The following is a 25,372-nucleotide window of genomic DNA, read 5'->3' as shown; positions in this document are numbered from 1 at the left end:
CTTCGCCATCCACTACGAGGCAGGAGAGACGAACATGACACACGCATGGAACCGCTGGCGCCGCGCTGCCGCCCTGGCCGCCGCGGTCTGGGGCATGGCCCTGGCGGGCAACGCGCAGGCCCAGATTCTGGTCGGCCAGACGGCTGGCTTTTCGGGCCAGGTGGCGGCCGGGGTGCGCGAAACCACCGACGGCGCGCTGATGTTCATCGAGGCAGTCAACGCCAAAGGCGGCGTGAATGGCCAGAAGATCGAACTGGTATCGCTGGACGACAAGTTCGATCCGAAGCTCGCAGCCGAGAACGCGCGCAAGCTCATCGAAGAACAGGGTGTCGTGGCCATGTTCCTCACGCGCGGAACGCCCCACACCGAGGCCATCATCCCGCTGCTCGACAAGCACGGCGTCGCGCTGGTGGCTCCGTCCACTGGGGCCATGGTGCTGCACCGGCCGGTGCAAAAGTACATCTTCAACGTGCGTGCCACCTACCAGCGCGAAGCCGAGAAGGCCATGACCCATCTGGCCTCCATGGGCGTGACGCGCATCGCGCTGGTGTCGGCCAACGACAGCTTTGGCGACGACGGCATCGCCGGAGCCCTCAAGGGCCTGACGGCCAGCAAGCTGCAGCCTGTGGTGCAGGAGAAGTTCGACCGCGCCAAGCCCGACTTTGCGCCCATCGTGGCCAAGGTGGCCAAGGCCGAGGCCCAGGCGGTGCTGCTGGTCGCCTCGGGCACCGCAGTGGTCGAGGCCACCACCGCACTGCGCCAGGCAGGATCCACAGCACAGATCGTGACCCTGTCCAACAACGCATCCAGCGGCTTCATCAAGAGCCTGGGGGCCAACGGCCGCGGCGTGATCGTGACGCAGGTGTTCCCGAACGAGCGGGCGCTCACGTTTCCGTTGGTCAAAGAGGCACAGGATCTGGCGCGCGCCAAGGGCCTCGGGGAGGTCAGCCCGGCCATGCTCGAAGGCTTTGCCGGAGCCAAGGTGCTTGTGGAAGCCCTGCGCCGCGCAGGCCCCAAGCCCACGCGCGACAAGGTGCACGCCGCGCTGGAAGGCATCCGCAAGTTCGACATCGGCGGCCTGGAAGTGAACTTCTCGCCCGAGGACCACACGGGCCTGGACTTCGCAGACCTGTCCATCATCGGCACCGACGGGAAGTTCCGCCGCTAGGGCCACCCGCGCCGGGCATGGCCCGGAACGTCGGCCGCGCACAGGGCTCCTTCGGGAGCCTTTTTTTGCAGGTGCACCCAGCCGGTGGGCAAGCGCCCCCTTCGCGCGGCCGTGCCCGGCAGGCTGCGCGGGCGCTGGCCCGGCTCGCCTGTGATGGCGGGCTGAAGGAAGCATCACGGCCACGCCGCGCGCGCGCTGGTCGCCCCGGCAAGGCTGCGCCCAGCAAAAAGCCGCCCGAAGGCGGCTGGTGTGGCGCTGGCGTGCAAGGCCTGCTCTGCCCGGTGCCACCGCGCCAGGCCTCGGCAAGCCCGGTCGGCAGCGCCGGTGCGCAGCCTTGGACTGCCGTTACTTGGACGCGGCCGAAGCCGGTGCGTCTGCGGCAGGTGCTGCAGCCGGGGCAGCAGCCGCAGCCGGAGCCGCTTCGCTGGCCGCCGGTGCGGCCGCAGGAGCGGGTGCCGCGGCGGCCGGTGCCGACGCTGCGGGCTCGCTGTGGGACGGCTCCGAACCATGCTTCTCACCTCCCATGTCGAGCGAGTTGCCGCCCTTCATGATCACGAACAGCGACAAGGCTGCAAACAAGATAAATCCAACAATCAGCTTCCACATGATTCTTCGTCTCCCAGGGGATTCAAGGTTGAAGGGCTTCGCAGGCCTGTGCAGCGCCGCGAAGCCCCGGCAGATGCCGCGTCCGGCCGCCCCCCGAGGGCGCAGCCGGTGCGGCGGTGCTCAGTCGTTGGCGTAGATGTCCACGTCCTTGGTTTCACGCACGAACAGCAGGCCGATCACGAAGGTCACGGCAGCGATGACGATCGGATACCAGAGGCCGTAGTACATGTTGCCGTTCTGCGCGACCATGGCGAAGGCAATGGTCGGCATCAGGCCACCGAACCAGCCGTTGCCGATGTGATACGGCAGCGACATGGAGGTGTAGCGGATGCGGGTCGGGAACAGTTCCACCAGCATGGCGGCGATCGGGCCGTACACCATGGTCACGTAGATCACCAGCACCGACAGGATCAGCACGATGGTGACCTTGTCGATCTTGGCCGGGTCGGCCTTGGCAGGGTAGCCAGCGGCCTTCAGGGCTTCCGTCACTTCCTTCTTGAAGGCGGCGATGGCGGCGGTGCTTTCAGGCGTGAACTTGGAGTTCTGCACGGTGGCGACCGGGGCGGTGATGACCTTCTCGCCGATCTTCACGGTGGCAGGACCTGCGGCGGAAGCCGTGGCGTTCTCGTAGCTCACCGAGTTTTGGGCCAGGAAGCGCTTGGCGATGTCGCAGGACTTCGTGAAGTCGATCTCGCGGGCCACGGGGTTGCCCTGGAACGAGCAGTCACCGGCGGCGGCTGTCACCACGATCTGGTTCTTGGCCTGTGCGGCGGCCAGGTCAGGGTTGGCGGCCTTGGTCAGCGCGCCGAACAGCGGGAAGTACGTGAGGGCTGCCAGGGCCATGCCGGCCAGGATGATGGGCTTGCGGCCGATCTTGTCCGACAGGGCACCGAAGATCACGAAGAAGGGCGTGCCAATGATCAGCGAGGCGGCCACCAGGATGTTGGCCGTGGCACCGTCCACCTTGAGCACCGAGGTCAGGAAGAACAGCGCATAGAACTGGCCCGAGTACCAGACCACCGCCTGACCAGCCACCAGGCCGAACAGGGCCAGCAGCACGATCTTGAGGTTCTTCCACTGGCCGAAGGACTCGGACAGCGGGGCCTTGGAGGTCTTGCCCTCGGCCTTCATCTTCTGGAAGGCGGGCGATTCGTTCATCGACAGGCGGATGTAGACCGAAATGCCCAGCATCACGATGGAGACGATGAACGGAATGCGCCAGCCCCAATCGGCGAACGCGGCCTCGCCCACGATGGTGCGGGTGCTCAGGATCACGATCAGCGACAGGAACAGACCCAGGGTGGCGGTGGTCTGAATCCATGCCGTGTAGGCACCGCGGCGGCCGTTGGGCGCGTGCTCGGCCACATAGGTGGCGGCACCGCCGTACTCACCGCCCAGGGCCAGACCCTGCAGCATGCGCAACACGATCAGGATGATGGGCGCGGCCACGCCGATGGTGGCGTAGGTGGGCAAGATGCCCACGATGAAGGTCGAGACACCCATCAGCAGGATGGTGACCAGGAAGGTGTACTTGCGACCGATCATGTCGCCCAGGCGGCCGAACACCAGCGCACCGAACGGACGCACGATGAAGCCCGCCGCAAAGGCCAGCAGCGCGAAGATGAACGCGGACGTCGGATCCAAGCCTGCGAAGAACTGCTTGGCGATGATCGCGGCAAGCGAACCGTAGAGGTAGAAGTCGTACCACTCGAATACGGTTCCCAGCGAGGAGGCGAAGATGACCTTCTTCTCCTCATTCGTCATGGGCCGGGGTGCGACCCCTGATGCGGTTTTGGTGGCCATGAGGTTTGTCTCCAGTAAGTTATCAGACCGCTAGGCGGGCTGAGGCCATTCTTGGAGATCGCACTGACCACGCTCTGACGCGAAACCAACACGGGCTTGCGCCAAACTGACCGCTGCCTGACGGTTTCAGTGCAAACCCGCAGAGCGGGTTCCGGCATGCAAAAAAAGCTCAGCCGCGCGCGGGTAAACCCGAAGGCAGCGCGCTGACGGCATTCCAGTCCGGTCCGGCAAACCAGGCGTCGCCGTCGAGGTATGCGCGCAACATCGGCAGGCTGTCGAGGCCCCAGAACAGCTTGCCGTCCACCTCGAACATCGGCACCCCGAACACGCCTTTGGCCTGGGCGGCCTCGGTGTTGGCGCGCAGCAGCGCCTTGGGGGCATCAGACTGCGCGTCCTGCCCTGGCCGCAACTGGGCGACCAGCTCGGACTGCAGGGTCTGCAGGCGTACAGGGTCCAGCGCGTCGGCCCCGCCTTGCCACACGTGGCGCAACAGGGCGCCAGCCACAAAGCGGTTGATGCTGCCGTCGTCGCTGCAGGCCAGCGCCAGGCGCAGCAGCGGCACCGGGTTGAACGGGTGGCGCGCAGGCATTTGTAGCGGCGTGCCCTGGGCATGGCCCAGCCAGGTGACGTGGCGGTAGGTCCAGTCGCGCTTGGGCGCGATGCCCGCCGGGCCGGGGTTGGCATGCTGCTGCAGCAGCGCGCCCAGCAGCACGGGCCGGTATTCCAGGCTGTAGCTCAGGCCTTCCAGCACCTGGGGCAGGCGCTCGTGGGCCAGCCAGGCGTAGGGTGAAACGCAATCCAGGTAGAACGTGATGTGCTTCATGGCCATGCGCCTTGGAGTGCTAAGAGTGCTCGGTGGTGGCCTGCGCCTGCAGCGCGGGCGGCAGAGGCAGCCCGGCCCGGCGCAGCGCCTGGGCCCAGATAGTGCGGCGCGTGGCCGCGTCGGCGCGCGACCAGACCCGGATGTCGTCCAGGGTGCGGAAGCAGCCTTCGCAGTGGCTGCGGTCGGGGGTCATGCGGCACACCGACACGCAGGGCGAGGGCACGTCGCCTTGCGCCTGGGCATCAAACAGGCCGCTCGTGCTTATTTGTGAAGCACGATCAGCTAGCATTTTGATAGCAACGCTCATGCAGCCTCCGCCGACGCAGGCGCAACGGGCTGCACCACGTCCACCACCGGCGCGCCGGTCAGGTGTTCCAGGTCCTGGGGGCGCAGCGGAAACACCGCATGCGGATGCCCGGCCGCAGCCCAGATGGTCTCGAAGCGCATCAGTTCGCGGTCGATCAGGGTGACCGGGGGGCTCGCATGACCCACGGGCGACACGCCGCCAATCGAAAAGCCGGTGCGCGACTTCACAAAGTCGGCATCGGCGCGGCCGATCTTGCCCACCTGCGCCTCGACCTTCTTTTCATCGACCCGCCGGTCGCCCGAGGTGACCACCAACACGGCCACGTCGTCGGCCTTGCGGCGAAAGATGATGCTCTTGGCCACCTGGCCCACCAGAATGCCCAGCGCATCGGCGGCCTGCTGCGCGGTGCGGGCCGCATCGTCGAGCATGCGCGGCGCATGCGGGTGTCCCAGGCGCTGCAATTCGGCCGCAACGCGTGCCACGCCGTCGGGCAAAGGAGGTGTGTTCATAGGCAGTGCGAAGCAATGTGGCGGCGGCTGTCGCAATCCGTCGCTACAGTGGAGGCTGTTGTTCCGACGATTGTCCATGAAGCTGTTGCGCGCCGCGTTGCTCCTGTGTTTTGTCCTCCTGTGGACCCTGGTGTCCGCCGCACCCGCGGTGCCTCTGGCATCGTTGCCGCAGGGCCAGGGTGTCTCACTGAGTGAACGGGGCGCCCTACAGTGGATTCCCAACGCCGACGAGCATCTGGGCCTGGACGACGTGCGCAGCGGTGACGCCGCCGGGCGCTTCGTACCCGCGCCGCATCCGCCGCGAGCCCAGAGCACCACGCACCCGCACTGGTTCAAGATCGAACTTCTTCAGCCTCCGGGGCCTGGCGACTGGGTCCTGGCTGCGCACACCACGGCGCTGCAGGACGTGCGCTTCTATGGACCCTTCGATGCGCAAGGCCGGGCACTGGCACCACCGGTGCACACCGGGCTCTCCCAGCCGTTTGACACCCGCCCACTGGGCAGCGAGCGCTACATCATGCGGCTGCAGTTGCCCGAGCCTGGCACCTACACCGTGTACGTGCGCCTGCTCGGAGGAACCGCCTCGCAGATGAACCTGGACGTGTGGGAGGTCACCGACTACCTGCAGTGGCGCCAGCACAAGCGCCTGTTCGACGGCATCTGCTACGGCATCCTGCTGGCCTTGCTGAGCTACAACCTGGCACTGGCCAGCATCTTCCGCGACCGCACATTCCTGTTTTATGTGGGCCAGTGCGCCTTCGCACTGCTGAGCGTGGCCAGCTTCAACGGCCACGCGGGGCACTACCTGTGGGGCGACTGGCCTTGGTGGCAAGGACGGGCCAACGTGGTGCTGCCCAGCCTGTGGATGGGTTTTGCCCTGCTGTTCACGCGCAGCTTTCTGGACACCCGTGCCCGGCGCTGGCTCGACCGGCCACTGCTGGCCGCCGGGGCTCTCATGGCACTGTCGGCGGTGATGGGACTGTCAGGCCATCTGGTGCTGGCACAGCGGCTGAACGAGGCGGTGGCCTTTGGAGGCACGCTGCTGGCCGTGGTGGCGGGTGTCGTGCGCCTGCGCGACGGTATGGAAGCCGCACGCTGGTACCTTGCGGGCCAGGGCATGCTGTTCGTCTCGGTCGTGGGCCTCGTGCTGGTCAACTGGAAAGTGATTGACGTGCCCTTCCTGCCCTCCAACGGCCTGCAGGCTGGCGTGGCGGCAGAAATGGTGGTGTTCGCGATTGCGCTGAGCAGCCGCATCAGCCGCATGCAGGCCAGCCAGATAGCACTGCGCATGGAGGCCGCCCACCTGGCCGAGGCTGCCGCCACCGACCCGCTGACCGCGCTGCCCAACCGCGCCGGTCTGGCCCAGGGCGCGGCCCATGTGCTGGGCGCAGGCGAATCGCCGGCCCTGTTGCTGCTCGACCTGGACCGCTTCAAACCCATCAACGACCAGCACGGACACGACGCAGGCGACGCCGTGCTGCGCACCCTGGCCCAGCGCCTGCGGGCGCAGGTGCGCGCGGGCGACCTGGCGGCGCGGCTGGGCGGAGACGAGTTCGTTGTGCTGCTGCCTGGCCCCCTGCCCGAGGAGCGACTGCAGGCCCTGGTGCAAGACCTGGAGCGGGCGCTGCAACAACCCGTGGCGTTCCAAGGGCTGATGCTGGCGGTGGGGGTCAGCATCGGCGTGGCTCGCAGCCCGCGCGATGGCACCACACTGCCCGAGCTGATCCGCCATGCCGACGCGGCCATGTACCGCGTGAAGCAGGCACGCAAGGCCGCAAGCGCTGCGACCTGAGCGCTGTGCTGCGGCCCCTCAGCCCGCGCGGCGCGCCAGCAGTGCCCGGGCCACACGCGACTGCGTGGGCCGACCCAGTTGCTCGCTGATGAACACCCCGGCGTCGATCAGCGCATCAAGGTCGATGCCCGTGTCGATGCCCATGCCCCGCAGCAGGTACACCACATCTTCCGTGGCCACATTGCCGGTGGCGCCCTTGGCGTACGGACAGCCGCCCAGACCCGCCACCGACGACTGGAAGTTCCACACCCCCATCTGCAGCGCGGACAGCGTGTTGGACAGCGCCTGGCCATAGGTGTCGTGGAAGTGGCCCGACACGTGGTCGAGGTCGAAATGCGCGAGGGTCGCCTCGAACGCGCGCTGCACCTGGCGCGGCGTGCCCACGCCAATGGTGTCGGCCACGTCCACGCGCTGCACGCCGATCTGCTTCATCAGACCCGCCAGGTAGCCCACGCGCTCGGGGGCAATGTCGCCCTCGTAAGGACAGCCCACGGTGCAGCTCATCGCACCGCGCACCTCGATGCCTGCAGCCCGCGCGGCCTCGACCACCGGCGCAAAGCGCTCGATGCTCTCGGCAATGCTGCAGTTGATGTTTTTCTGGCTGAACGCCTCGCTGGCGGCGCCGAACACCACGATCTCGTCCGGCCGCGTGGGCACGGCCGCCTCGAACCCCTTGAGGTTGGGCGTGAGCACCGAGTAGCGCACGCCCGGCTGGCGGGCGATGCCGGCCATCACCTCGGCGTTGTCGGCCATTTGCGGCACCCACTTGGGGCTCACGAAACTGGTCACCTCGATCTCGGTGAGCCCCGCCGCCTGCAGGCGGTGCACCAGCGCCACCTTGACGGCGGCAGGCACGGGGGTTTTCTCGTTCTGCAGCCCGTCACGCGGGCCGACGTCGATGAGCTGGACGCGGGAAGGAAGGGTCATGCTGAAGGGCTCCGGATCGCAACGGTAGAGAGACAAAACAGGGAACCGATCCGGCTCAGGCCTGGGCCATGAACCGAAGTCGAGGACAGGCTTTCGGCAACGACGCTGCAGCGGGCACAGGCCAGGGACCGGCGCAGCACAGCCCGCCCGCGGGCCGCGCGAGCGGCGCCTGGCGCGGCAGCGGACGCATGGAATCAGTAGCCGCGCTGGACATCCACCACCCCGGCAATTGGCTCACCCTGCTGGAGCGCGCGGATCTTGCGCGCAATCTGGGCAATGCTCTCGTCGCGCAGCGTGCGCGCCGAGGTGTGCGGCGTGACAGTGATGCGCGGGTGGTGCCAGAACGGATGGCCCGAAGCCAGCGGCTCGGTGCGGAACACGTCGAGCGTCGCGCCCGCCAGGTGGCCGTTGTCGAGCAGGGCCAGCAGGTCTTCGTCCACCAGGTGCGCGCCGCGTGCCACATTGACCACATAGCCACCGGGCTGCAGTTGCGACAGCGTCTGGTGGTTGAGCAGGTCGCGGGTCTCGGGCGTCAGAGGCAGCAGGTTCACCAGCACGCGGCTTGCGGCCAGAAATGCAGGCAGCCCCTGCGGTCCGTGGTAGCAGCGCACGCCTGGCACCTCACGCGGGCCACGGCTCCAGCCGTGCACCGGAAACTCGAACTGCGCCAGAGCCTGGGCCACCCGCTGGCCCAGCACGCCCAAGCCCAGCACCCCCACCGGAAAGTCCTGCCGCAGGCGCGGTTTGCGAAACGCCCATTGCGCCTGCGCCGCAGCCTCGTCGTATCGGTCGAACTCGCGGAAGTGCCGGATCACCGCATGGCACACGTACTCGGCCATCTGCACGGCCATGCCCGCGTCGTCGAGCCGCACCACCGCCACACCCGGCGGTAACCGCAGCTTGAGCAGCGCATCCACGCCCGCGCCAATGTTGAACAGCGCCCGCAGGCCCGGCTGTTCGTCCAGAAACTGCTGGGGCGGAGCCCAGACCACGGCAAAGTCGGCAGGCGGTGCGCCAGGCGCCCAGACGCGGATATCAGCCCCCGGCAGGGCGGCCGCCAGGCCCTCCAGCCAGGGCTCGGGTTTGGTATCGGTGCAGCAGAACAGGATTTTCATGGCAGCAAGCGTAGCGCGGCGCACACGCCTCGGCTGTCGCAAGGGCACGCCCGCCCGCTCAGGCGGCGGCGAGCTTGAGCAGTTCGGCCCCTTCGGTCACCTGGTCGCCCGGGGCGTACAGCAACTCCTGCACCACGCCATCGGCGGGTGCGGCAATGGTGTGCTCCATCTTCATGGCCTCCATCACCGCCAGCGGCTGGCCCTTGCGCACGGTGTCGCCCGCCTGCACGGCAAACGACACCACCTTGCCTGGCATCGGGGCCGTCAAGCGTCCCCCCTCGGCCTGGGTGTCACCCGCATGGGCCAGCAGGTCGATGGCTTCGATGCGCGTGGCACCGCGTGGCGTGAAGACATGGTCCACCTCGCCCTGCGCGTGCACCCAGGCGCGGGTGCGCTCGCCCGCAAACTCCAGCAGCAGACCGCCGTCGGACAGGGCCTCGAACTGCAGCGCGCCCTGCACGGCCGCATCGCCCTCGCCCACCCGCAGGTGCAAGGCCGCCGGCCGCCCGTAGGTCAGCACGGCATGCACTTCGGCGTCCTGGAAGCGGAAGGCAAAGCGCCGCTGCGTGCGCCCGTGCGAGCGCCAGCCATCGCGGCGGCTGAACGGGTCGGCGGTTTCCTGCGTGCGCTCGGCCTGCAGCGTCTGGGCCACCACGGCGGCCGCTGCCAGCGGCAAGCCCACGGGTTCCTGCTGGAACAGCACGGCCTGCTCGCGCTGGATCAGCGCCGTGTCGAGCCGCGCCTGCGCAAACGAGGCGCTGCGCGCCACATGCCGCAGGAACTGCACGTTGGTCGCCAGGCCCACGATGCGGGTCTGGGCCAGCGCTTCATCGAGCCGCGCCAGCGCCTGCTCGCGGGTGTCGCCGTGCACGATCAGCTTGGCCACCATCGAGTCGTAGAAGGGGCTGATGGCGTCGCCCTCGCGTACGCCGTCGTCCACGCGTACGTTGCCGCGCTCAAAGCTGGTGCAGGCCGGCTTGCGGTACACAGCCAGGGTGCCCGTGGCGGGCAGGAACTGGTTGTCCGGGTTCTCGGCGCAGATGCGCGCCTCGATCGCATGGCCGTGGATGCGCAGGTCTTCCTGCTTCAACGGCAGCGGCTCGCCCGAGGCCACGCGCAGTTGCCACTCCACCAGGTCCAGGCCGGTGATGGCCTCGGTCACCGGGTGCTCCACCTGCAGGCGGGTGTTCATCTCCATGAAGTAGAACTTCATCTGGTCGGGCCGGTCGTAGCCGCCCGGTTGCTCCACGATGAATTCCACCGTGCCCGCGCCCACATAGTGCACGGCCTTGGCGGCGGCCACGGCGGCCTCGCCCATCTGCTGGCGCAGCGCAGGCGTCATGCCCGGGGCAGGGGCTTCTTCGAGCACCTTCTGGTGGCGGCGCTGTACCGAGCAGTCGCGCTCGAACAGGTACACCACATTGCCGTGCGTGTCGCCAAACACCTGGATTTCAATGTGGCGCGGGCGCTGCACGTATTTTTCGACCAGCACGGCGTCGTCACCAAAGCTGTTGATGGCCTCGCGCTTGCAAGACTCCAGCGCCGCAGCAAAGTCTTCGCTTTTCTCGACAGCGCGCATCCCCTTGCCACCGCCGCCTGCGCTGGCCTTGATGAGCACCGGGTAGCCGATGCGGTCGGCCTCGCGCTGCAGCAGCGCCGGGTCCTGGTCGCTGCCGTGGTAGCCGGGCACCAGGGGCACACCGGCCTTTTCCATGAGCTGCTTGGACTCGGCTTTCAGGCCCATGTCCTTGATGGCCGAGGGCGGCGGACCGATGAACACCAGCCCGGCGTCGGCGCAGGCCTGGGCGAAGTCCTCGTTCTCGCTCAGAAAGCCATACCCGGGGTGAATGGCCTCGGCCCCGGTGGCCTTGGCCGCCTCGATGATGCGCTCCCAGCGCAGGTAGCTCTCCTTGGGCGCGCTGCCGCCAATGTGCACGGCCTCGTCGCACACCGCCACGTGCTTGGCACGCGCGTCGGCGTCGGAATACACGGCAACGGTCTTCACGCCCAGGCGCCTGGCCGTGGCGGCCACACGGCAGGCGATCTCGCCGCGGTTTGCGATCAGGATTTTTTTGAACATTCAAGCCACCTTGGCAGAAGCAGAAACAAAGAAAGACGAAGGCCGCGGCAGAACACGCCGGGGCGCAGGGTGGGATGTCATAGCCAGCCTGGCTTGCGCTTGTTCAGGAAGGACTGCACGCCCTCCCGGCCCTCAGCGCTTGCGCGGATGTTGGCAATGCCTTCGACCGTGGCAGCAATCAGCCCGGCGTTGATTTCACGCTCGGCCACATCGATCACCAGCTTCTTGCACACGCGCACGGCATTCGGGCTGGCCGTGGTCAGGGCCTTGAGCCATTCGTCCACCTGGATGTCCAGTTGGTCGGCGGTCACGACCGCGTGCACGAAGCCGATGCGCAGCGCTTCGGCAGCCCCGAAACGCTCGGCCGTCAGGAAGTAGCGGTGCGCGGCACGCGGCCCCATCGCCCGGATCACGTAGGGGCTGATGGTGGCCGGGATCAGGCCGAGCTTCACCTCGCTCAGGCAAAAGCCCGCTGTGTCCACCGCCACGGCCATGTCGCAGGCCGCCACCAGACCCATGCCTCCGGCGTACACGTCGCCCTGCACACGGGCAATGGTGGGCTTGGGGCACTCGTAGATCACGCGCAGCATCTCGGCGAGCTTGCCCGCGTCCTGCAGGTTCTCGTCGTGCGTGTAGTCGGCCATGCGGCGCATCCAGTGCAGGTTGGCCCCAGCGCAGAACGCGGGCCCCTGGGCCGCCAGCACCACCGCTCGGACATCGGCGCGGCTGCCCACCTCGGTGAAGGCCGCGGTGATGTCGGCAATCACCTCGTCGCTGAAGGCGTTGCGGATGTCGGGCTGCGTGAGCGTGATGCGCGCAACAGCCCCTTCATAGGTGATCTGCAGAGAGGTATGGCTCATGAAGTGGCTCCGGCCTGCTCGGCCCGAAGGAAATACACAAGGTCCAGCACCGGACACGGATGGCCGAGTGCCGTGAGGGCCGCGGTGATCTGGCCGCGGTGATGGGTGCTGTGCACAAAGACATGCGCCAGCGTGCCCGTCCAGGGCAGCGACACGGTTTCGCCCCGGGTGGTGGTGTAGTCGATCGTGCCGTCGCAGCGCGCGGGCGGTACGGTGGGCAACCAGTCGATCCAGCGGGCCGCCCCCGCGCGCAGTGCGCCCGTCAGGCGCTCGCGGTCGGGCTCGACCTCGGCATCCAGCGCCAGGGCGGGCGAGCGGCCTGCGGCAAAGCGCTCGAACCACAGAAGCTGTTCCCCCACGCGCAGGTGGTTGAGCGTGCCGTGGATGCTGCGAAAAAACAGGCCCATGTCGCGGCGGTAGTCGGCCTCAGACACGGCTGCCACAGCGTCCAGCAGACGGCCATACGCCCAGGCGTTGTGCCGCGCCATCAGCGCCAGATGCGCCAGCAGCGGGGTCACCGTACGCCCTCCGCAAGCGAAAGGCCCAACGTGCGTGCCCAAAACGCGTCCAGCAGGCGCTGCGACACGGCGCGGGCCGGCGCATGGCCGCCTTGGTGCACACCGCGGCCATTCACCCCGTTGGGCACATCGGAGCGGAATCGCACGGGTGCCGTGCCGTCAAAGCCGTGGTAGCTGTCGGCGTGCACATGCCACTCGATGGGGGTGTTCTGCTGCTGCGCCTGCCGCGCCCAGGCCTCGCACGGGGCCGGGGGTGTCCAGTCGTCCAGCGCCCCCAGTTGCATCAGCAGCGGCACGGCGGCCACGGCCGTGCGCTCACGCGCCAGGGGCACGCAGCCCGGGTACCACACGGCTGCAGCGGCCGGCAGGGGGACACCGGACGGGCGATTGCGCAGCGCCGCCAGCACATGCAGCACCGTGGTGCCACCGTTGGACCAGCCCATCAGCGCCAGGCGCTGCGCATCCACACCCGGGCGCGCACCCAGCCAGGCCAGCGCGGCCTGGGCGTCGCCCACGCGGTCGGCCACCTCGATGCGGCGCTCGGCATAGCGGGTCTGGCACACGCGCTCGACCTGGCGGGAACCGAAGCTGTCCACCAGCAGCACTGCGGCACCCGCCGCCTGCAAACGGTGGGCCGCCTCGGTGTAGCGCGACGACAAGGCACCACTGGCGGTGTACAGCCCGCCGCAGCCGTGCAGGGCCAGCACCGCCGGGGCGGGCGTGCGGGCGTCAATCGGCGGCGGCAGGAAGTGCGCACGCAGGCGCACACCCTGCGGACCGTCGATCACCACCGCCTGCCAGGGCTGGCCGACAGTAGGCCGCACCGGCGTTGCAGTGGTGGCGGCCGGCACAGGGGCAGTCATTGCCCCAGCGTCGGGTGGCGTTGCCGCATCGCGGGGCGCAGCGCAACCCGCCAGCACGGCCAGCACCGCCGCCAGGCCCGCACAAGACGCACGGCGCGGCGCAGCCCGCAACAGGCTATGCAGCGCAGCGGCACGGTGCAGAAGGTTCATGGTGGACACAGGCCGAAGGACGTACTGCGCCTTACATGCGGAAGATGCCGAACTTGGTGTCTTCGATCGGCGCGTTGCGCGTGGCGGCCAGGCCCAGGGCCAGCACACGGCGCGTGTCGGCCGGATCGATCACGCCGTCGTCCCAGAGGCGCGCAGTGGCGTAGTACGGGTGGCCCTGCTCTTCGTACTGGCGGCGGATCGGGGCCTTGAAGGCCTCCTCGTCTTCCAGGCTCCATTGGCCGCCCTTGGCCTCGATGCCGTCGCGCTTGACGGTGGCCAGCACACTGGCGGCCTGCTCGCCGCCCATGACGCTGATGCGTGCGTTGGGCCACATCCACAAAAAGCGCGGGCTGTAAGCGCGGCCGCACATGCCGTAGTTGCCAGCGCCAAAGCTGCCGCCAATGATGATGGTGAACTTGGGCACGCTGGCCGTGGCCACGGCTGTGACCATCTTGGCGCCGTTGCGCGCGATGCCTTCGTTTTCGTACTTGCGGCCCACCATGAAGCCGGTGATGTTCTGCAGGAACACCAGCGGAATCTTGCGCTGGCAGCACAGCTCGATAAAGTGCGCCCCCTTGAGCGCGCTTTCCGAGAACAGGATGCCGTTGTTGGCAATGATGCCGACCATCATGCCTTCGATGCGCGCGAAGCCGCAGACCAGCGTGGTGCCGAAGCGCGCCTTGAATTCGTCGAACTCCGAGCCATCCACGATGCGCGCAATGATCTCGCGCACGTCAAACGGCTTGCGCGTGTCCACCGGGATCACGCCATACAGCTCCTCGGCCGCAAAGCGGGGCGGCACGGACGGCACGTCGGCCGGGCCTGCGGGCTTGGCGCGGTGCAGGTTGCGCACCGCCTGGCGGGCCAGTTGCAGGGCATGCAGGTCGTTCTGGGCCAGGTGGTCGGCCACGCCCGACAGGCGCGTGTGCACGTCGCCACCGCCCAGGTCTTCAGCACTGACGACCTCGCCAGTAGCGGCCTTGACCAGCGGGGGGCCGCCCAGAAAGATCGTGCCCTGGTTCTTCACGATGATGGTCTCGTCGCTCATGGCGGGCACATACGCCCCCCCGGCCGTGCACGAGCCCATCACCACCGCAATCTGGGCGATGCCCAGCGCGCTCATATTGGCCTGGTTGTAGAAGATGCGACCGAAGTGGTCGCGGTCCGGGAACACCTCATCCTGGTTGGGCAGGTTGGCCCCGCCTGAGTCCACCAGGTAGATGCAGGGCAGGTGGTTCTGCTGCGCCACCTCCTGCGCACGCAGGTGCTTCTTCACCGTCATGGGGTAGTAGGTGCCGCCTTTGACCGTGGCGTCGTTGCACACGATCATGCAGTCCACACCGCTCACACGGCCGATGCCCGCGATCACACCCGCGCAGGGCGCGTCGTCGTTGTACATGCCCAGGGCCGCCAGCGGGGCCAGCTCCAGGAAGGGCGTGCCCGGGTCGAGCAGCATCTGCACACGCTCGCGCGGCAGCAGCTTGCCGCGGGCCACATGCTTGGCGCGGGCGGCCTCGCCGCCGCCTTGCGCCACACGCTCGATCTGGGCCTGCAGGTCTTCCACCAGGCGCTGCATCGCCTGGGCGTTGGCCAAAAAGTCGGCCGAGCGGGGATTGAGTTGGGTGTCGAGAATCGTCATGCGTCGCCTTGGGCTTGCGGGTTGCGCGAACTGATGGAAAAAAACGGCAGGATCAAGCGGTGGCCTGTTCGGACAGCCCCAGCTGGTCCTTCATGGCCTCGCGGATCTTGAACTTCTGGATCTTGCCGGTCACGGTCATCGGGAATCCGTCCACGAAGCGCAGGTAGCGCGGCACCTTGTAGTGCGCGATCTGGCCCTTGCAGAAGTCGCGGATCTCGTCTTCGGTGATCTGCTGGCCGGGGCGCGGCACGATCCAGGCGCACAGCTCTTCGCCAAAGCGCGCGTCGGGCACGCCCACCACCTGCACGTCCTGCACCTTGGGGTGGCGGTACAGAAACTCCTCGATCTCGCGCGGGTACACGTTCTCGCCGCCGCGGATGACCATGTCCTTGATGCGGCCGACGATGTTCACGTAGCCCTCGGCGTCCATGGTGGCCAGGTCGCCCGTGTGCATCCAGCCTTCGGCGTCGATGGCCTCGCGCGTCTTGGCCTCGTCGCCCCAGTAGCCGTGCATCACCGAATAGCCGCGCGTGCACAGCTCGCCCGATTCGCCGCGGCCCACCACGGCCCCGGTCTCAGGGTGCACGATCTTCACCTCCAGGTGCGGCTGCACCTGGCCCACGGTGGACACGCGCTTTTCCAGCGGCGTGGTGGTGCTGCTCTGGCAGCTCACGGGGCTGGTTTCGGTCATGCCGTAGGCGATGGTGATCTGCGACAGGTGCATCTGGTCGACCACGCGCTTCATCACCTCGATGGGGCAGGGTGAGCCGGCCATGATGCCCGTGCGCAGCGTCGAGAGGTCGAACTCCGCAAAGCGCGGATGGTCCAGCTCGGCGATGAACATCGTGGGCACGCCATGCAAGCCGGTGCAGCGCTCGGCCTGCACCGTCTGCAGCACCGACAGCGCATCGAAGCCGTCGTTGGGGTACACGATGGTCGCACCATGCGTCAGGCAGGCCAGGTTGCCCAGCACCATGCCAAAGCAGTGGTACAGCGGCACCGGAATGCACAACCGGTCGGCCGGCGTGAGCTGCATGCATTCGCCGATGAAGAAGCCGTTGTTCAGGATGTTGCGGTGCGTCAGCGTGGCCCCCTTCGGAAAGCCCGTGGTGCCGCTGGTGAACTGGATATTGATCGGGTCGTTCACGCGCAGCGCCGCGCCAATGGCCGGCAGGCGCGTGTCGCCCGCACGGCCGCTGGCCAGCAGGTCGGAAAAGCGCATCACGCCGGGCTCGTCGGCGCCCTCGCCCGCCACGTCGATCCACACCACGGTGCGCAACTCGGGCAGGCGGGCCGCCTGCAGCGCGCCCGGCGCAGAGGTGGCCAGCTCGGGCGCCAGTTCGCGCAGCATGCCCAGGTAGTCGCTGGTCTTGAAGCGCGGCATGGTCACCAGCGCCTTGCAGCCCACCTTATTGAGCGCGTACTCCACCTCCGACGTGCGGTAGGCGGGGTTGATGTTGACCAACACCAGGCCCACCTTGGCCGTGGCCAGTTGCATCAGCACCCATTCGGCGTTGTTGTGCGACCAGATGCCCACGCGGTCGCCCACGGCCAGGCCCAGGCCCAGCAGGGCGCTGGCCAGGCGTTGGGCCTCGGCCTGCAGGCTGCGGTAGGTGTAGCGGCGGCCCTGGTGCACGCTCACCAGCGCCTCATGCTCGGGCTGGCGCTCCACCATGGCGTCGAAAAAGGCCCCGATGGTCTGCTCGATCAGCGGGGTGTCGGTCGCGCCGCGGGCCCAGCTGGGGGCGGAAGCACTCGTCGTGGTCGCGGTCATGGGCGTGTCTCCTGCAGGCGGGAGGCGCGCCGAACGCTGCGGCGCACCCGGGAAGCAAACCGCAAGGATAGGAGCGCAGCGCCCTCGGCGGGTTGCCAGCATGGTTGCAAATCGTGCCAGCACCCGGCACACTGCCCCAATGCCTGCCCGCCACCGCCCACCCGCCGACACAGCCCCTGTCCGCGCCCACACACCCCCGCCGGTGGCGGCACTGCCTCTCCCCGCGGCCGAAGGCAGTCCGGCACGCACGCCCATGGCGTTCGTGCAGGCCATCGTGCTCGCCTACGCCCAGCGCGGTCTGGACGCCAGTGGCGCGCTGGCGCAGGCACAGATTGCGCCCGAACAGGTGGCCGACAGCCGCGCGCGCATCACCGCCTGGCAGTTCGAGCGCCTGTCGGGCTCGGCCATGCGCGAGCTGGACGACGAGGCGCTGGGCTGGTTTGTGCGCCGCTTGCCCTGGGGCAGCTACGGCATGCTGGCGCGCGCGTCTGTCAGCGCACCCGACCTGCGAGTGGCCTTGCTGCGCTGGTGCCGCCACCATGCGCTGATTGCCGACGACATCACGCTCGACCTCACGGTAAGCGGCGAGCGCGCCACGCTCGCCATCACCGAACACCGCGACCTGGGCCCGCTGCGCGAGTTCTGCCTGGTGTCGGTGCTGCGCAATGCGCTGGGCCTGTCGTGCTGGTACATCGACTCGCGCATTCCGGTGCTGCAGGTGGAGCTGCCCCTGCCCGAGCCTGCACACGCCGACGCGTACGAGGTGCTGTTCCCGAGCCCGGTGCGCTTTGGCGCACTGCGCACCGCGCTGCACTTTGACGCGCGCTACCTGACCCTGCCCCTGCGACGCGACGAAGCCGCGCTGCGCCAGATGCTGCAGAACGCCCTGCCCCTGACGGTGCTGCAGTACCGCCGCGACCGCCTGCTGGTGCAGCGCGTGCGCCAGCTGCTGGCAGCGCCGCAGGCCGGCCACCCGATTCAGGCGCTGCCCCAGCACAGCGCCGAATCGCTGGCCGCGCTGCTGCACGTGTCGCCCCGCACGCTGCACCGGCAGCTCAAGGAAGAAGGCGCCACGCTGCAGGGCCTGAAAGACGAAGTGCGCCGCGCCCGCGCGGTGGAGCTGCTGCACCGCACGCAGCGCCCCATCAAGCAGGTGGCCGAGGCTGCGGGCTTCGGCAACGAAAAAAGCTTCATCCGTGCTTTTCGGGCCTGGACGGGGCACTCACCGGCCGAGTTCAGAAAGATGGTGCGGATTTGAGGCCTTGTCCGTCTCTGCCGCCGCGCGATCGGACACGATCAGCCCCTGGATTGGAAGGCGCTCTGGAGCGATTTCAGCCCTGAGCGGCTTCCCGGGGAACGCTGTGGCGAAACCAGTCGGCCAGAAACTCCACCGCCACACGCAGCTTGGCCGAGCGCTCCAGCCGTAATGGGTACACCGCCCAAATCTTGGCCGACTGACGCCACCCGGGCAGCACCTGCACCAACTGCCCCGTCTGCAGCAAGGGCGCCACCTGCCACATGGACCGCAGCACGATACCCCGCCCATCGAGAGCCCAGCGCAGCACGACCTCACCATGGTTGCTGGACAGTGCGCCGGATACCTTCACGGCGTGCTCGCGGTCGCGGTTGTGCAGGCGCCAAACCCCGAGTGGATGGTCACGCTCCTTGATGGCCAGGCAATCATGGTGCGCAAGGTCTTTGAGCGATTGCGGTGTGCCCCGCTGCGCCAGGTATTGGGGAGATGCACACAGCACCCGGTGGTTGTCCGCCAAAGGGCGCGCGATCAGATGCGGCTCCACCCCGTCGCCTACACGGATGTCCAGATCGAACCCCTCCGCCGCAACGTCGACGAGGCGGTCGTACAGATCCAGGCGCACGCGAAGCTGGGGATACCGCTGCGTCAGCGCATCCAGAGCCGGAGCGACCTGCATGCGGCCAAAACCGAAACTGCTGCAGACCCTCAAGCCTCCACGCGGCTGGACCGCCACGTCTCCCACGTCCTGCAGGAGCTGATCGACGTCGTCCAGGATGCGCTGGGCCCAGCCGTAGGTGCGCTCGCCACTTTCGGTGAGGGTGACCCTGCGCGTCGTTCGGTGCAAGAGCCTCGCCCCCAGCTGTGTCTCCAGCAAGCGCACGCGCTTGCTCACGAAAGCGGTGGACACCCCCAGATCCTGTGCGGCAGCGGCAAAACCAGCGCGCTCCACCACCGCACAAAAGACCCTCAGATCGTCATTCGACGGCGCTTTATTGAACACGAAACGTAAACATAAAGACAACGATTACAAAGATTGTGCACGTTTAAGCCGTCTTTTAAGCTGCTGATCCCTTCCACAGCACGCAACACGCACCATGCAACAGGCACATCGAATCGCCGTCATTCCCGGGGACGGCATCGGCAAAGAGGTCGCCCCAGAGGGGGTCCGGGTGCTCCAGGCCGCGAGCCAGCGATTTGGCATACCACTGGAGCTGACGCACATCGACTGGGCCAGCTGCGACCACTACCAGCAACACGGCAGCATGATGCCGCCCGACTGGAAGGCCCAGTTGCAAGGCACCGACGCCCTGTACTTTGGCGCGGTGGGCTGGCCATCGGCCGTGCCAGACCACATCTCGCTGTGGGGAAGTCTGCTCAAGTTTCGGCGGGAGTTCGACCAGTACATCAACCTGCGCCCGGTGCGCCTGTTCGAAGGTGTGCCCAGCCCTTTGGCGGGTCGCCGCGCAGGGGACATCGACTACCTGATCGTCCGTGAGAACACCGAAGGCGAATACACCAACCTCGGGGGCATCATGTTCGAGGGAACCGACCGGGAAATCGTCGTTCAGGAGTCGGTCTTCAGCCGTCACGGCACCGACCGCGTGCTCAGATTCGCATTCGAGCTCGCCCGGCAACGGCCGCGCCAACGACTGACGGCGGCCACCAAAAGCAACGGCGTCGCCATCAGCATGCCCTGGTGGGACCAGCGGGTCGACGCCATGGCCCGGCAGTTCCCAGACGTCCACATCGACAAACAGCACATCGACATCCTGGCTGCGCGGTTCGTACTGCAACCGCAGCGCTTTGATGTGGTGGTCGCCAGCAACCTGTTTGGGGACATCCTCTCGGATCTGGGGCCCGCCAGTGCGGGCACCATGGGGCTGGCCCCCTCAGCCAACCTGAATCCGGAACGGACGTTTCCGTCGCTGTTCGAACCCGTGCACGGTTCCGCGCCCGACATCTACGGCCGCAACATCGCCAATCCGATCGCCATGATCTGGTCCGGCGCACTCATGCTGGACTTTCTCGGCCATGGACAAGGCGCGGCACGCGCTGCCCACGACGCGATCGTCCGGGCGATCGAGACCGTGCTGGCCAGCGGACCCCGCACACCCGACCTCGGAGGCACAGCCAGCACCACCGACGTCGGCCAGGCCATCGCGGCCCTGGTGGCCAGCACACCTGCCAGCAACGTTCTCTGAACCATACCCGCGACCGCGTCGGCCGCGAGCGCTTGGCTGGCGCATTGAGGATCACTCGGCACGCAGCGCCATCGGGCCCCGTCCCGGTGCATCACCGGGCTCCATCGCCCCTGCCCGCAGCGGCCGTGGGCCCACCCGGCGTTGGCACAGGTACTCGCGGCCGAGCATGCCGCGATGCGCTGGCGCGAGGGACGGACACCACGCCCACCCCCGCGTCCCCGCACCGGGCGCGCGCCCTACAACAACGCCACCAGCCCGCGCAAATCGTGCAGGATGTGCTGCGCCCCGGCGGCGCGCAGCGCCTCGGGCGTGCCGTGGCCCACGGGCGAGGGGCTGTAGCCCACCACCGTGGCCCCGGCGGCCACGCCAGCGGTGACGCCGGTCACGGTGTCTTCCACCACCAGGCAACGCGCGGGGGGTACGTTCAGGGCTGCGGCTGCGGCCAGGTACACGTCGGGCGCGGGCTTGGTACGGGGCATTTCGTGGCCGCTGAACACGCGGCCGGCAAACAGCGGCGCAAGGCCCACCTGGGCGAGTTGCATTTCCACCTTGAAGCGATCGGCCCCCGACGCGCAGGCAATGCGGCCGGCCAGGCGCGCGTGTACGGCGGCCACCGTTTCCAGCGCACCGTCAATGGGCTGCAGCTCGGCCGCCAGGCGTGCGTTGCGGCGCGCGTAGAAGGCGTCCATCCACGCGTCGGTCAGGGGCTGGCCGGTGTGCGCCTCGATGCGCGCGGCTTCGCTGCGCACCGTCTTGCCGATGAAGATCTGCATGCAGGCTTCGGGCGTCAGGCTCCAGCCGGCTTCTTCGAGCATGTCGCGCAGCACGCCGTTGGTGATGGGTTCGCTGTCCACGAGCACGCCGTCGCAGTCGAACAAAATGGCTTCAAAGGTCATGGGGCAAAGGGGCTGGGCCTGGCGGCCAAGGCGCGGCCAGGCAGAACAACGATGGCAGCCGGCCCTGCGCGCGCCGGGCCGCAGGCAACGGCCTGGGCAGCGCCCACGGCAGCACCCGGAACCGCGCCCAGAATGGCACCCGATGGTACGTCAGCCCGCGCGGGCGGGATGGCGGTAGCACCCGCAGGCTTCGGTCGCTCCTCTTTTAATAGCTGGCCGTGCTTGAATTTGCTGCTCCCGCGTCGGTTTTGGCTTGCAAAACTGGGCTGTGGGGCTGTGGGGCTGTGGGGCTGTGCGGGTTGCGCGTGCAAGCGCCGTGGCGTGCAGACCGGATGCCGAGGTCCAGTGGGGCTTGGTCGCTATCAAATCAATAGCTGCTCGTGCTTGACTTTGCTGGGCTGCAGGCCGATGGAACGTCAAGCCGCGCTGCCGTCCCGAAAGTCGCCGTCCACGTACCACCAGCGGCCCGCCTCGCGCACAAAGCGGCTGCGTTCGTGCAGGCGCACACCGCGCCCGCCCTGGCGGCTGCGGGCGACGAATTCGACCTCGGCCGTATCCGCCCCCGTGACCCAGTGGCCGCGCACCTGCAGCCCCAGCCAGCGCACGGCCGGGTCCAGCACCAGATCGGCAGGGCGCGTGCTGGCGTGCCAGGTGGCCTGCAGGTAGTCGGCCCGCCCGAGCACGAAGGCGCTATAGCGCGAGCGCATGAGCGCCTCGGCATCGGGCGCGGGCGCGCCGTCGGGCGCCAGCCAGGGGCCGCAGCACTGCCCATGCGGGCGCAGGCGGCCCCGGGCGTCCTGGCGGCCGCAGGGGCAGGGCTCGGTGGCGGCAACCGAGGCGAACAGGGAAAGCGGCGCAGCGGGCATGGCGGGCTCAGCGCAGTTGCAGCGCGCGGCGCAGCAGACTGGTGGCGGCGTCGGCGGGGTTGTCGCGCAGGCGGCGTTCGTGCTCGGCCACGGTGGCAAACAGGCCGTCGAGCGTGCGCGCGGTCACGTACTCGGCCACGCTGCCTTCGCCCGGGCGCAGCAGGCCCATGCGTTCGGCGCGGCCGGCCACAGCGTCGTACTGGCGGGCCAGGCCCACCTGCTCGGTGGCGCGCTGCACCACGGGCTTGAAGCGCTGGGTCAGTGGCTCGCGGGTGCGGCGCTCAAAAAAAGCGGTGACAGCCGTGTCGCCGCCACGCAGCAGCGCCAGCGCGTCGTCCACGCTGATGCGCTGCACGGTCTGCAGCAGCAGCTCGCGCCCCAGGGGCACGGCGGCTTCGGCGGCGCGGTTGAGCGCGCGGTGCAGCTCATCGAGCCGCTGGCGCTGCCCGGTGGACCGCAGCACGGTGGCGGCGTCGTCCAGGTACGGCGGCAGACCGATGCGCACGCGCGGGCGCGACCAGAAGCCGTCGGCCTGGCCCAGCTCATCGATGGCGGCCTGCACGCCTTGCTGCAGCAGGCTGCGCACGGCGCGCGCGGCTTCGGCCGGCCGCAGCGCTGCAGACTGGGCTGCGCCCGGCCGAACGGCCAGGCCCAGAGCGAGGGCGACAGCAGGAACAACGTGGCGGCGCAGCATGGGGCAAGGCGGGCAGATGGGGCGCTGATTGTCCCACCGCCTGCGACCCGTCTGCGCAGGTTGGCCCCACACCGGTCACGCGGCGTGGGGCAGGCCCGGGCTCACTCCAGCGTGTAGCACAGGCGGTTCGGGATCACCAGATCGACATAGCTCTCCACGCTGGCCGCGGTGGGGAACACGCTGGGCGTCTGGTCGGCCATCAGGCACAGGCGGCCGTTCTTGCGGCCCCAGACCACGCGCGTGCTCTGGCCCGACGGCTGCGTCCACAGGCCCCAGAAGGCCGTGAGCGCTGGCGTGCTGGCGTTGCGGTCGAACACGATGGTGCCCACGTCGGTCAACGGCGGGGGAATGGTGGGCGTGCCCGAGCAGGTCGAGCTGCTGTAGAGCGCTGCACCCATCTGGGCGGTGACACGATTGTCAGCCTGCCGCGTGACGCGCCAGAGGTTGCGGCCCCACTGCCCCGGGCGCACCTGGGTGCACAGCTCGACCTTCCAGTCGCCCACGGGCAGGTCGAGCGTGTTGCCGCAGGTCACCTCCACGTTGTTGACGGGGGCCGTCCCCACGGTGCCGCGGCCGTTGCGCACCGAGCAGCTTTGCCCGGCTGGCTGGCTGCGCACGGTGACGTCGTAGGTCGCGCCGCCCGCCATGGTGGACCCAAAAGTAAAGCCCCCGTTGCTGCCAACGGCCAGGCTGTCCCAGCCATTGTTCTGCAGCACCAGGCCCGCGCCCGACAACCCGCTCACCGTGCCGCCCACGGTGTAGGTGCCCGCAGCCACGTTCTCGCAGCGCACGGCCACGTTCTCGACCGGGCCGGTGGCATTGCCGCTGCCCTGGCTCACGGTACAGCGCTGGCCCGTGGGCTGGGTCTTCACCGTCACGGCATAGGGCCGTGTGGCGGACACGGTGGTGCCGAACGCGAACCGGCCGTTGGCCGCCACGCTCAAGTCGTCGCCGCCATTGTTTTGCAGCACCACGCGCTGCCCGGCGGCCAGGCCCGACAACTGCCCGGCAATGGTGTAGCCCACGTCGGGGCCGGTGCCGGGACCGTCGCCTCCACCGCCCCCGCAACCCACCAGGGCCAGGGCGGCCGCGCCCGCGGCCCAGACGGCGGCGTGGCGCACCGGGCGCCGCATGCCCGCGGCTTCTGCTCTGCTGTTCATGTCATCACTCCTAGGTTTCCCAACAACAGCGGGCCATTCTCGAAATCGCCCTGCGTAGGACACAACCCTCCGTCCGGAGGGTTGTCGCAGCCCTACAGGACGGCGACAGTCCGGCCCCATGCCGCGCGCCGGCGCACGGCCAGCGGCTGCGCTTGCGCGCTCCCGCTTGCGCGCTCCGTTTCGTCAGCCCTTTCCTGCACACCCTCCTGCCCCGCTTGCACCATGACCCCTGAGCACCGGACTCCCCACGCGCCCACCCTTGACCACGCCCTGGCACTGCGCACCGCCCCCCGCTGGGGCGTGCTGGCCACGGCGGCCTGCGCCGCGCTGCTGCTGGCCGGCTGCGAAACCATGTCGCCCATGCGCATGGGCAGCCCGGAGGCCAAGACCGTGGCCACGGGCAGCGCTGCTGGCGCGGCCACCAGCAACACGAACAGCGAGCTTGAGCGCTGCGACAGCCCGCTGGGCACGGTGTCGCTGATCGAAAACCAGCAGGCCGGCTGGTACACCATCCTGCGCGACCAGTACCGCCTGCCACCCACAGCCAACCTGCTGCGCCTGCTGGTGCAGCAATCCAACTGCTTTGTGGTGGTGGAGCGCGGTGCGGCCGGCATGCAGGCCATGCAGCGCGAACGCGCGCTGATGCAGGCTGGCGAAATGCGCCAGGGCAGCCAGTTCGGCCAGGGCCAGGTGGTGGCGTCAGACTACGGGCTGTCGCCCGAAATCGTCTTCCAGAACCACAACGCCGGCGGCGCATCGGCCTCGCTGGGCGGGCTGGTGGGAGGACGCGCTGGCGGCCTGCTGGCGGCCGTGGGCGCCAACATGAACACCAAAGAAGCCAGCGCACTGCTCACGCTCATCGACCACCGCTCCGGCGTGCAGGTGGCTGCATCGGAAGGCAGCGCCGCCAAAACCGACTTCGGCGCCATGGGCCAGCTCATGGGCGGATCGGGCGGCGCACGCCTGGGCGGCTACAGCAACACGGCCGAAGGCAAGGTGATTGCCGCCGCCTTCATGGACGCCTTCAACCAGATGGTGCGCTCCCTGCGCCAGTACCGCGCGCAGACGGTGCAGGGCCAGGGCCTGGGTGGCGGTGGCCGCCTGGCGGTGGATGGCGCAGCCGCGCCCTCGCAGACGTCGGCCCCGCGGGCTGCCCCGGCGGCCGCCACGCCCGCTGCCGGCGGCCTGTCGCTGCGGGATGCGCAGGAGCGGCTGAACGCGCTGGGCTACACCGCAGGCACGCCTGACGGCGCGATGGGCCAGCGCACCGCCGCCGCGCTGCGTGCCTTCCAGAAGGACAAAGGCTTGCCACAGAGTGGCCGCCTGGACGCGGCCACGGCCGCGGCCCTGTCTCGCTGAGCCGGCG

23 protein-coding genes are annotated in these 25,372 nt (G+C 68.7%); 5 read left to right on the top strand and 18 right to left on the bottom strand.

Annotated features, from left to right (window positions below; genetic code table 11):
- Positions 1–34 precede the first annotated feature (34 nt).
- Entirely contained in the window at positions 35–1,168 is a 1,134-nt protein-coding gene (locus tag ABD866_RS08205; protein WP_345063126.1) for an ABC transporter substrate-binding protein, read from the top strand.
- A 345-nt stretch (positions 1,169–1,513) separates the two neighbouring features.
- Here the strand turns inward: ABD866_RS08205 and ABD866_RS08200 are convergent, their stop codons facing one another.
- From ABD866_RS08200 to ABD866_RS08180, 5 genes are all read right to left on the bottom strand, one after another.
- A complete protein-coding gene (locus ABD866_RS08200; protein ID WP_345063123.1) occupies positions 1,514–1,774 on the bottom strand; it encodes a hypothetical protein in 261 nt (86 codons plus the stop codon).
- 120 nt (positions 1,775–1,894) lie between these two features.
- Positions 1,895–3,577 carry an MFS transporter gene (locus ABD866_RS08195; RefSeq protein ID WP_345063120.1) on the bottom strand — a complete coding sequence of 561 codons (1,683 nt, stop codon included), beginning with the start codon at positions 3,575–3,577 and terminating at the stop codon, positions 1,895–1,897.
- A 169-nt stretch (positions 3,578–3,746) separates the two neighbouring features.
- Positions 3,747–4,400 (bottom strand): 2-hydroxychromene-2-carboxylate isomerase, encoded by a 654-nt coding sequence (locus tag ABD866_RS08190; RefSeq protein ID WP_345063118.1) that lies wholly within the window; start codon positions 4,398–4,400, stop codon positions 3,747–3,749.
- Between the two features lie 19 nt (positions 4,401–4,419).
- Positions 4,420–4,689, bottom strand: coding sequence for a DUF1289 domain-containing protein (locus ABD866_RS08185; protein ID WP_425549563.1), 270 nt, complete (start codon positions 4,687–4,689; stop codon positions 4,420–4,422).
- Positions 4,690–4,703: 14 nt separating this feature from the next.
- Positions 4,704–5,216, bottom strand: coding sequence for a YbaK/EbsC family protein (locus ABD866_RS08180; RefSeq protein WP_345063113.1), 513 nt, complete (start codon positions 5,214–5,216; stop codon positions 4,704–4,706).
- Positions 5,217–5,292: 76 nt separating this feature from the next.
- On the opposite strand from ABD866_RS08180, the gene ABD866_RS08175 reads away from it, so the two are divergent.
- The gene (locus ABD866_RS08175; protein ID WP_345063111.1) at positions 5,293–7,008 is read left to right on the top strand and encodes a 7TM diverse intracellular signaling domain-containing protein; all 1,716 of its coding nucleotides are present in this window, start codon (positions 5,293–5,295) and stop codon (positions 7,006–7,008) included.
- A gap of 18 nt (positions 7,009–7,026) precedes the next feature.
- On the opposite strand, the gene ABD866_RS08170 is transcribed toward ABD866_RS08175, so the two are convergent.
- The 8 genes from ABD866_RS08170 to ABD866_RS08135 form a co-directional block, all read right to left on the bottom strand.
- Positions 7,027–7,935, bottom strand: coding sequence for a hydroxymethylglutaryl-CoA lyase (locus tag ABD866_RS08170; protein WP_345063109.1), 909 nt, complete (start codon positions 7,933–7,935; stop codon positions 7,027–7,029).
- 194 nt (positions 7,936–8,129) lie between these two features.
- Positions 8,130–9,050 carry a 2-hydroxyacid dehydrogenase gene (locus ABD866_RS08165; RefSeq protein ID WP_345063107.1) on the bottom strand — a complete coding sequence of 307 codons (921 nt, stop codon included), beginning with the start codon at positions 9,048–9,050 and terminating at the stop codon, positions 8,130–8,132.
- Between the two features lie 58 nt (positions 9,051–9,108).
- The gene (locus ABD866_RS08160) at positions 9,109–11,130 is read right to left on the bottom strand and encodes an acetyl-CoA carboxylase biotin carboxylase subunit (protein ID WP_345063104.1); all 2,022 of its coding nucleotides are present in this window, start codon (positions 11,128–11,130) and stop codon (positions 9,109–9,111) included.
- A gap of 77 nt (positions 11,131–11,207) precedes the next feature.
- Positions 11,208–11,990, bottom strand: coding sequence for an enoyl-CoA hydratase/isomerase family protein (locus ABD866_RS08155; protein ID WP_345063101.1), 783 nt, complete (start codon positions 11,988–11,990; stop codon positions 11,208–11,210).
- On the bottom strand, positions 11,987–12,478 hold the full coding sequence (locus ABD866_RS08150) for a DinB family protein (RefSeq protein ID WP_345063193.1): 492 nt from the start codon (positions 12,476–12,478) through the stop codon (positions 11,987–11,989). Before ABD866_RS08150 ends, ABD866_RS08155 begins: the two co-directional genes overlap by 4 nt.
- A gap of 26 nt (positions 12,479–12,504) precedes the next feature.
- Entirely contained in the window at positions 12,505–13,521 is a 1,017-nt protein-coding gene (locus tag ABD866_RS08145; RefSeq protein WP_345063098.1) for a dienelactone hydrolase family protein, read from the bottom strand.
- Between the two features lie 31 nt (positions 13,522–13,552).
- Positions 13,553–15,160, bottom strand: a complete 1,608-nt coding sequence (locus ABD866_RS08140; RefSeq protein ID WP_345063095.1) for a carboxyl transferase domain-containing protein — start codon at positions 15,158–15,160, stop codon at positions 13,553–13,555.
- A 52-nt stretch (positions 15,161–15,212) separates the two neighbouring features.
- Positions 15,213–16,934 carry an AMP-binding protein gene (locus ABD866_RS08135; RefSeq protein WP_345063092.1) on the bottom strand — a complete coding sequence of 574 codons (1,722 nt, stop codon included), beginning with the start codon at positions 16,932–16,934 and terminating at the stop codon, positions 15,213–15,215.
- Positions 16,935–17,187: 253 nt separating this feature from the next.
- Here ABD866_RS08135 and ABD866_RS08130 point away from each other — a divergent pair, with 253 nt between their 5' ends.
- Positions 17,188–18,192 (top strand): AraC family transcriptional regulator, encoded by a 1,005-nt coding sequence (locus ABD866_RS08130; protein WP_345063188.1) that lies wholly within the window; start codon positions 17,188–17,190, stop codon positions 18,190–18,192.
- A gap of 73 nt (positions 18,193–18,265) precedes the next feature.
- On the opposite strand, the gene ABD866_RS08125 is transcribed toward ABD866_RS08130, so the two are convergent.
- Positions 18,266–19,189: a LysR substrate-binding domain-containing protein gene (locus ABD866_RS08125; RefSeq protein WP_345063089.1), complete on the bottom strand. Its 924-nt coding sequence runs from the start codon at positions 19,187–19,189 to the stop codon at positions 18,266–18,268.
- Positions 19,190–19,283: 94 nt separating this feature from the next.
- On the opposite strand from ABD866_RS08125, the gene ABD866_RS08120 reads away from it, so the two are divergent.
- Positions 19,284–20,390, top strand: a complete 1,107-nt coding sequence (locus tag ABD866_RS08120; RefSeq protein WP_345063086.1) for a tartrate dehydrogenase — start codon at positions 19,284–19,286, stop codon at positions 20,388–20,390.
- 236 nt (positions 20,391–20,626) lie between these two features.
- Here ABD866_RS08120 and ABD866_RS08115 read toward each other — a convergent pair whose 3' ends face one another.
- From ABD866_RS08115 to ABD866_RS08100, 4 genes are all read right to left on the bottom strand, one after another.
- A complete protein-coding gene (locus tag ABD866_RS08115; RefSeq protein ID WP_345063083.1) occupies positions 20,627–21,286 on the bottom strand; it encodes an HAD family hydrolase in 660 nt (219 codons plus the stop codon).
- A 416-nt stretch (positions 21,287–21,702) separates the two neighbouring features.
- The gene (locus tag ABD866_RS08110) at positions 21,703–22,152 is read right to left on the bottom strand and encodes a YchJ family protein (RefSeq protein WP_345063080.1); all 450 of its coding nucleotides are present in this window, start codon (positions 22,150–22,152) and stop codon (positions 21,703–21,705) included.
- Between the two features lie 7 nt (positions 22,153–22,159).
- Entirely contained in the window at positions 22,160–22,846 is a 687-nt protein-coding gene (locus ABD866_RS08105) for a DUF4197 domain-containing protein (protein WP_345063077.1), read from the bottom strand.
- Between the two features lie 101 nt (positions 22,847–22,947).
- Positions 22,948–24,006: a DUF4369 domain-containing protein gene (locus tag ABD866_RS08100; protein ID WP_345063074.1), complete on the bottom strand. Its 1,059-nt coding sequence runs from the start codon at positions 24,004–24,006 to the stop codon at positions 22,948–22,950.
- Positions 24,007–24,357: 351 nt separating this feature from the next.
- Between ABD866_RS08100 and ABD866_RS08095 the strand changes: the two genes are divergently transcribed.
- Positions 24,358–25,365, top strand: coding sequence for a peptidoglycan-binding protein (locus tag ABD866_RS08095; RefSeq protein WP_345063186.1), 1,008 nt, complete (start codon positions 24,358–24,360; stop codon positions 25,363–25,365).
- The last annotated feature ends 7 nt before the right edge of the window (positions 25,366–25,372 follow it).

The organism is Acidovorax lacteus, assembly GCF_039540375.1.
Lineage (GTDB): Bacteria > Pseudomonadota > Gammaproteobacteria > Burkholderiales > Burkholderiaceae_C > Acidovorax_G > Acidovorax_G lacteus.
This window is presented reverse-complemented; position numbering and strand designations above follow the sequence as displayed.